Annotated in this window: 4 protein-coding genes and 1 pseudogene; 4 read left to right on the top strand and 1 reads right to left on the bottom strand. The window is 52.4% G+C overall.

The features are described from left to right. Positions 1-258: 258 nt before the first annotated feature. The 4 genes from AO388_RS21855 to AO388_RS27990 are packed head-to-tail and all read left to right on the top strand — an operon-like array spanning position 259 to position 6445. The gene (locus AO388_RS21855; RefSeq protein WP_054069872.1) at positions 259-1113 is read left to right on the top strand and encodes a TnsA endonuclease N-terminal domain-containing protein; all 855 of its coding nucleotides are present in this window, start codon (positions 259-261) and stop codon (positions 1111-1113) included. Further along, positions 1110-3278, top strand: a complete 2169-nt coding sequence (locus AO388_RS21860) for a Mu transposase C-terminal domain-containing protein (protein WP_058417106.1) — start codon at positions 1110-1112, stop codon at positions 3276-3278. Before AO388_RS21855 ends, AO388_RS21860 begins: the two co-directional genes overlap by 4 nt. After that, positions 3275-4735 carry an ATP-binding protein gene (locus AO388_RS21865; RefSeq protein ID WP_044324969.1) on the top strand — a complete coding sequence of 487 codons (1461 nt, stop codon included), beginning with the start codon at positions 3275-3277 and terminating at the stop codon, positions 4733-4735. The genes AO388_RS21860 and AO388_RS21865 overlap by 4 nt, the downstream gene beginning before the upstream one ends. A 15-nt stretch (positions 4736-4750) precedes the next feature. Further along, entirely contained in the window at positions 4751-6445 is a 1695-nt protein-coding gene (locus AO388_RS27990) for a TnsD family Tn7-like transposition protein (RefSeq protein WP_083515864.1), read from the top strand. A gap of 601 nt (positions 6446-7046) precedes the next feature. Here the strand turns inward: AO388_RS27990 and AO388_RS27995 are convergent. Then, a pseudogene (locus AO388_RS27995) lies at positions 7047-7123 on the bottom strand (hypothetical protein); the annotation flags it as partial.

The following is a 7123-nucleotide window of genomic DNA, read 5'->3' on the forward strand; positions in this document are numbered from 1 at the left end:
CTGGCTGTTCAGAATAAAGATTGACACAACCTATTAAAGTTTGACACAATCTATTAAAGTTTGACACAGCGCGAAAACCCCCGAAAATACGGGGGTTTTCTGTTTCTGGACCAAGCCGTTGGTCCGGATTAGCGGCTTCGCTTTTCAGTAAGAGTAGGCTAGGTAGTACTTCCAAGAGGTCGTTTCGCGGACCGTTTTTTCCTAGACATGTTTATTGACTATGAGTCGAAGCGACTAGGTTGGGCTGAGGAGGTGGTTTTGCGCGGCCGTAGGTTTTCTTCGAAGCAGGATATTGAACGGCACATCGTCAATGGATTTGGTGCCGGTGCCGGAGCCAGCTATGTGCCTTGGTTGCGTGTGCAGGATGTCCCCTCAATGGGCCGCTCCCACAAAATCCAAGGCGTTAAAGTCGAGCGCATACATCACCTTTTGTCCGATCTTGAACGTGCCTATCTTCTGGTATGCGAGTTTTCTGAAGAAGTGGTAGACATCCGTGAGCAGTATCCGCTGCTGCCTGTGGAAGGCACCCAGGCAATCGCACGAGCGATAGGTGTGCGTTACCCTAGGTACAAATCCACTACCATTCCGCTGGTCATGACGACAGATTTCCTTCTGACCATTAGGCAGCCAAACGGAGACTTCAAGTCCGTAGCTAGGACCATCAAGTATCAGCAGGATCTCGAAGGGAAAGGCTCTGTTCGGACATTGGAAAAATTGGAAGTCGAAAGACGATTTTGGATGAGCCAAGGGGTGGATTGGAGCATCGTCACGGAGGAGCTGTTTACACCCGATCTGATAAAAAATCTGGGGCTGCTTAGACGGTTTGCTCAATTACCTCGCGCTTTAATGAGTTCGTCGCTGCACTCTGAATTTCTCGAAATCCTCGAATCAAGCAAGGCTTACCCTTGGTCAACGTCTGAATGCCTCCGCAAAATCGCAACGCGCTTGTCGATACCGTATGTCGAGGCGCGAGATATTTTCTTTAATTTGATCTGGCGAAAGCTGATTCAGATTGATTTGAGTAGTGCTCCACTTCATCTCAAATCGCCGCTACCTGATCTCAAGGTGGATTACTCCATCGAGTTGAGCGCGCTTAGCGAGAAAACGTCGTGAATATCTCAGTGAATGACGTGTTCGAACCCGTGACAGAGTTCTCCGTGCTTTCGACCATGGCGAGAGTCCTTCACCTCGATGAAGCGCACGACGCCGTGATTGTGATGGACCTGATCGAGCCGCCACGAAAGCCCTATGCTGTGGGACTTGAGGAACTCAGTCTTTCGTTGGAGTCAGGTGATACCAAGTCCGTGGTAACGTCAGTTCCCGAATTTCTGTTGGTTTTGGAAGATGACCTCAATGAGATCATCAAGCGAGATAGGGATGAAAAATGGGCGGTTATCGAGCCACTCCTAGATCCAGCTTACCCAGGACAGATATTCGTCAGGGGTGAAATGGGGCGGCTGGTTGGAAATCGGGCCGCTGAGCTAGGCATACAGAGAAAGACCATTTATCGGCTCCTTTACAGATATTGGTTTTATGGACAGGTAAGAAATGCGCTCCTGAAGAACTATTCGGCAGTAGGCGTTGCTAATCGCAGCTACACCCCCGATATAAGGCCAGGCCGAAAACCTAGGTATCAAGGGGTACTTGTTTCTCCCTCCAAGTTGCTCAGTGTTGTCGATAAAAGATGCATCCGGGTAAGCTATGCGCTTTACGCAAAAAATAAGACATCCACGATCCGCAGTGCTTACGACAAAATGCTAAGGAGGTTCTACTCGGTAAAAGAACTCTCCAAAAATGCTGAGAACCGTGTCCGCTTACTTCCTGAGTCGGAAATACCGACATTCAATCAGTTCGATTATTGGGGCAAGCTCTTTTTCGATGAAATCGAAACCGATCGTGGGCGTAAGGGCAAGACGAGGTGGCTCAAGGATTGTCGTCCGCTAAACGGCACTGTTCGCGATTGGCTTCGAGGTCCATGCCATCAATTCGAGATTGACGCGACGATTGCCGACATCTATCTGGTCAACAGTTACTCCCGGCGTATGCTGATTGGCAGGCCCGTGGTGTATATCGTGGTGGATAGCTACTCGGGGATGATTGTGGGTCTATATGTCGGCCTGGAGGGTCCGAGCTGGAACGGTGCTAGGCAGGCTCTTTTCAACGCGTTCACTTCCAAAGTAGGCTTCTGCGCGCAGAACGGCGTTGAAATCAACTCTGAAGATTGGGCCTGCAGTCATCTGCCACATCACATCTATGCCGACAGAGGCGAGATGCTGTCTTTGGCAGCAGAAGGACTGGCGAGTGGCTTGGGTATCGAGATGGGTACGGCTCCTCCGTACCGACCAGATTGGAAACCCATGGTCGAGAGTCGGTTCGGTATCCTCAATGATCTAACTGGTATCAGGTGGCTTCCAGGCGGTGTGGCTGCGCGCGAGAAGGAACGGGGTGAGCGTGATTATCGACTTGACGCCACGCTGAACCTGAAGGAGTTCACCCAGATCGTCATTGAGTGTGTCCTTCACTACAACCGCTATCACCGGCAGCCGGACCGTCTCACTCAAGTCATGATGAACGACGATGTCGAACCTACTCCTATTGGCATTTGGACTTGGGCTTCGGAGAATGACCTGATTCAGGCCAACAACCGACCTGATGATCTGATCTATCTCCACCTGCTGCCCCGTGAACGAGCCACCGTGCAAAAGGGGGGCGTGATATTCCGTGGGATGCACTACGTCTGCGAGCTGGCGATCCAAGAAAACTGGTTCGCCAAAGCGCGGCGCAATGGTGTTTGGTCGATCGACTGCCGGTTCGACCCGAACTCTGCAGCCCATATCTGGATCCAGGGTGAGAACAAGCAGTTCCTACGCTGCGACCTTCGTCGCTCGGATGCCAAATACGCAGGTTATCGCTCCGACGAGATCTACGATGTGCTGGAAGCGCACCGGCAGTCGCCCCCAGCCCATAAGCGCGCGGAGTTGGAGAGCCGCGTAGGCTTGGTCGACACAGTGGAGCAGATCATCAATACGGCACTGGCCGAGCGGAAGCTTGAACCTCCTGCCCCTACTAAGGCAGAGGCGGTGGCCAACATCCGTGACAATCGTGCAGAGGAGCGGCGGCTAGAGCGAGAAAACGCCACGGTCCCTGATGGTGTTCGTGCGGAACCTGTCCTACCTGACGTAGAAGTCCCGTCCATTGCGCATGACTCGTATGCGGGGCCCCGCAGCGCGCAGGTTATAGACTTGCTAAAAAGGCTTCGGCCGGGGCATTCCAAATGAAAGGAGCGCAAATTTTTGCGAGCTATACCAAGCAGGCCATCACTGAGTATGCGGGAAATCCGTTGATTGAAGCTTTGCCGCCAATTCTTCCGGAAACGGTAGCCATCGAGTTGATATCGAATTTCCCCCAGCCAGTAACACCTGAAGAGCTTGATCTCGAAGGAACAACGCGGATTCACTGCATTGATCGTCTGAGGACAGTCGTACAGCCGTTCCTGCTGCATTTGGAGCTTGAGTCCATGTTCTCTCTGCTGATCCGCCGCGGATACGTTGGACGCAATCCAACCTCACCCGACACTGTTAGGCATCTGCACTCCTTATCGGGTGCTCAGCGCTATCATGACTCCTTCAAGTCGACTGCTGATTCTTTCAGCGTCGTAGGGCTGAGTGGTATTGGGAAGTCCACTGCTCTCCATGCCATTTTAAGCCTTTACCCGCAGACGATCCGGCATGAGCGTTATGAGAGCACCCAGTTTGTTCAAACCCAGATCACCTGGCTCAAACTGGATTGTCCCCGAGATGGTTCGCTGGCGGGATTTTGTCAGCAGTTTTTTCACGCCGTCGGCCAAGCACTGGGCGACAGGGATTATCACAAGCGGCACCGGCCCCGGAATATTAATGATGCGCTTCAGCAGATGGAGCAAGTAGCCAGTACATTTTTCATTGGTGCCCTGCTCATCGATGAGCTGCAAAATCTTCACTTAGCGAAAACTGGGGGCAAGGAGAGCATGCTGAACTTCTTCCTCCACCTGGTGAACAACATCGGTATTCCGGTTGTATTCATAGGCACCAATTCGATGATCAGTCTGTTTTCGGATGTAATGCGTGTCGCCCGGCGAAGTTGCGGTGGCGGAATGGTCGAGTTCAAACGGTTCGAGAAAGATGATGACGAGTGGCAGCTTCTAGTTGAAAACCTCTGGAGTTATCAATGGTGCAAGCAGACGGCTGAACTGACTCCCGAAATTTTCGACGTGCTCTACGAGTGCACTCAGGGTGTAACAGACTTTCTGGTCAAGCTTTTAGTACTGAGTCAGCGCTATGCAATTCAAAGTGGCTCCGAATGTCTGACAGCCGAGACGATCATCAAGGTGAGCAATGCCAAGATGCAGATCCTCAAGCCAGCACTTTCGGCTCTGCGCAGCCGAGATCCTGCCCGCATGCGGCAGTTCGACGACCTGCTTCCCATCGAGGAGCAGTTGATAGCCATGATGTCGTTTGATGGACTTCCTCGATCAGAGCGTCTTGCCCTGCTTCGTGGTGTAACGCCGCATGGGTTGCCAAAGGCTCCAACCCCATCAGCCGTTGTAACTAAACCTACAGCGCCTGCAACTGTTGCGGTTGAGACATCGCAAGCAAAGGCACTGAGCGAACAGCCTGATACTAGAGCAGCGCTGAAGTCAGCTGGTTGGATAACCACGGATCTATTTGAATTTTCAGCGACCTACCGCAAATCGTGATGTGAGAGTGGTGTAATGGAGCTCAAATTCCATTTCTTCCCGGCGGCTTTCCCCGACGAGACACTACATAGTGTCCTCTCACGCTATGCCCGGCTTTGTGGCGGGAGTAGCCTTAAAGCAGCTTTCGCCCATCTACATGCCCCCTCGTTCACCCAGAACGTCGCGTTTCCAAGCCGGTTGAGTTATCTGGTCGAATCTCTTCCCCACGGCACCGACCTATCGGTTGCTCAAATTATCCAGTGTCATACCGTATTGCCCTATTTCGCTCCTTTCCTCACCACCGACCAGCTCCAACATGCGCATGCTTCCATGGCAGGCGATGGCAAAGGGTTGATGCTGAAGCTAGGAATCAATGCCAGTCGAATCGAGAGTGCTTCGAGAGTGCGGTTCTGTGCCGTGTGCCTCAATGAGGACGTCGCTCAGGTCGGAGCAGCTTACTGGCACCGGGTTCACCAGCTTTCCGGGGTATTGGTATGCCCCCACCACGGGCAATTGCTAAAGGTGGTAGACCCCGGCTGGCACAGCCGCAATTCCCGACAGCTTAATTTGCCAGACGATGATGGCGTGCAGGCCCATTCTGTTCAGCTGAATGCTTCTATAGATGCTCTTCCAGGGTTGCATAAGATTGCATTGAGTTCACAGCAGCTTCTTGGCTCGGGACTCGGTCCTCTCCCAGCCAGCGCAGTGCGTTCTTGCCTTCTGCAAAATGCTGCGGCCCTAGGTTTGACCCATGGTGCAACATACCGGTTGGATTTGCGCCGTTTGGCTGAGTATATGGCCAGCTTCTTCAAAGTGCTCCCTGCCGCCTGGGAGTACTCGGTTCTTGGTGACTCTCCCGCAGGATTACCTGCGACCTGGGTCACCAAGCTGCTTAGAAGGCCCAGAGGTACTCACCATCCACTCAAATATATCGTTCTAGCAAGCGCTTTGGAAGTGGACCTGGCTCACATAATGCGCAACGACAAACCATCGGTGTCAGAGTATGAGCGATCATCGCCAATTGCTGTCTGTTCATCAAAAGCGGATCTGACTGAGACCGTGCCAGAGGGGTTGGGAGGTCTGCCGGCTGAAGTTTGGAAGCTGGCAATTGCCGGGCATGACGCACGGCAGATTGCCTACAAACTGGGTGTATCTCAGGTTTATGTATACCGGACAATCCGCGCTGTCAAAGTTGGCCCGAACGTATGGCGAGAAGCGAGATTTCAAAGCGAGCGCCTGCTGCGCCGAGCAAACTTCGAGAAGGATTATCACTCTCTGCAAGCTCACCAATGTAGGGGTTACGCGTGGCTATATCGATCTGACCGTGTTTGGCTTCGTGACCATATCGATAAGTATGGCGATGTCCACGCAAGTCGGGCAGATACCGCCGGCGCGTTCGCTATCCTCGATGCGGAACTTGCCGAGCAGATTAGTGAATGTGCACAGCGTCTTCGTTCTGGGTCGGGAAAGCCTGTAAGGATATCGCGCACAAGAATTGGACGTGAGCTCCATGTTTTGCCTCGATTCGAGAAACAGCTCGATAGACTTCCCATCTGTGCGAGCGTACTGGAACAGACTTGCGAGTCTGTCGAGCAGTTTCGCCTCCGGCGTCTGCATTGGGCCGAGGCGAAGCTGCTGGACGGGCACAAAAGCGTCACTCATTCAGCGTTGTATCGTACCGCCTGCATCAGACCGGAATGTGATTTGAGAGGAGCTACCAAAAGGCTGTGAACCAAATAACTCTCGTCGCATTTTTATGCACGGCGAAAAATCTTGGTAACCAATCCCGTTCGCCTTAATGAAAGTCATATTCGATGGAGCGCTCGAGCCTAATTAACTTCCTATTATCGCTCGAGCGGGGCAGACGGCGGATCCTGGGCCTCAAAAAGCTTTAGACCTCCATGGTTAATGTGTTGTCCGCGTCGTTTTATGAGTGTAAGAGTTTATTTTTGTATTCAGCTCGTAAAGTGTGGTTGCTGATGCGATATGTGGATGCCGTGAATCAATTAATTTCTTTGGACGGAGGGCGGAGGTATTGCAGCCTGAGTTATCGTATCGCAAAATATATATACCGCGGAGAAGAGGGCAATCGACCATGTCGGCAAATAAAAAGTTTGATAGGGGCGATAGCGTTAACTTTACTTCCACTCGTCGGTGACTATCCGACTGTCCAGGGTGTACGGTGCCTCGGCCCCATTTTACGTTGACCTGATCCATCAGGGCTTTATGAGACGCGGCGGCTGTAGGTCGGCGAAAATATCAGGTGTGTACTCTTCTGGTTTGCGCCACTGACAAAGCCAGTGGCGCAAGCCAGCCTATTAATTATTTGACGTTACGGCTTGGCAACGTGCCAGACTTGGTTGACGCCGTCACCGGTTGTATCCCCTGGCTTGGTATCTTTGACCCAGC

The organism is Pseudomonas sp. ICMP 10191 (assembly GCF_001467335.1).
Taxonomy (GTDB): Bacteria; Pseudomonadota; Gammaproteobacteria; order Pseudomonadales; family Pseudomonadaceae; genus Aquipseudomonas; species Aquipseudomonas cerasi.

Coding starts and splice junctions, on each gene's coding strand:
- AO388_RS21865 (WP_044324969.1), top strand. CDS start 3,275: ATGAAAGGAGCGCAAATTTTTGCGAGCTATACCAAGCAGGCCATCACT.
- AO388_RS27990 (WP_083515864.1), top strand. CDS start 4,751: ATGGAGCTCAAATTCCATTTCTTCCCGGCGGCTTTCCCCGACGAGACA.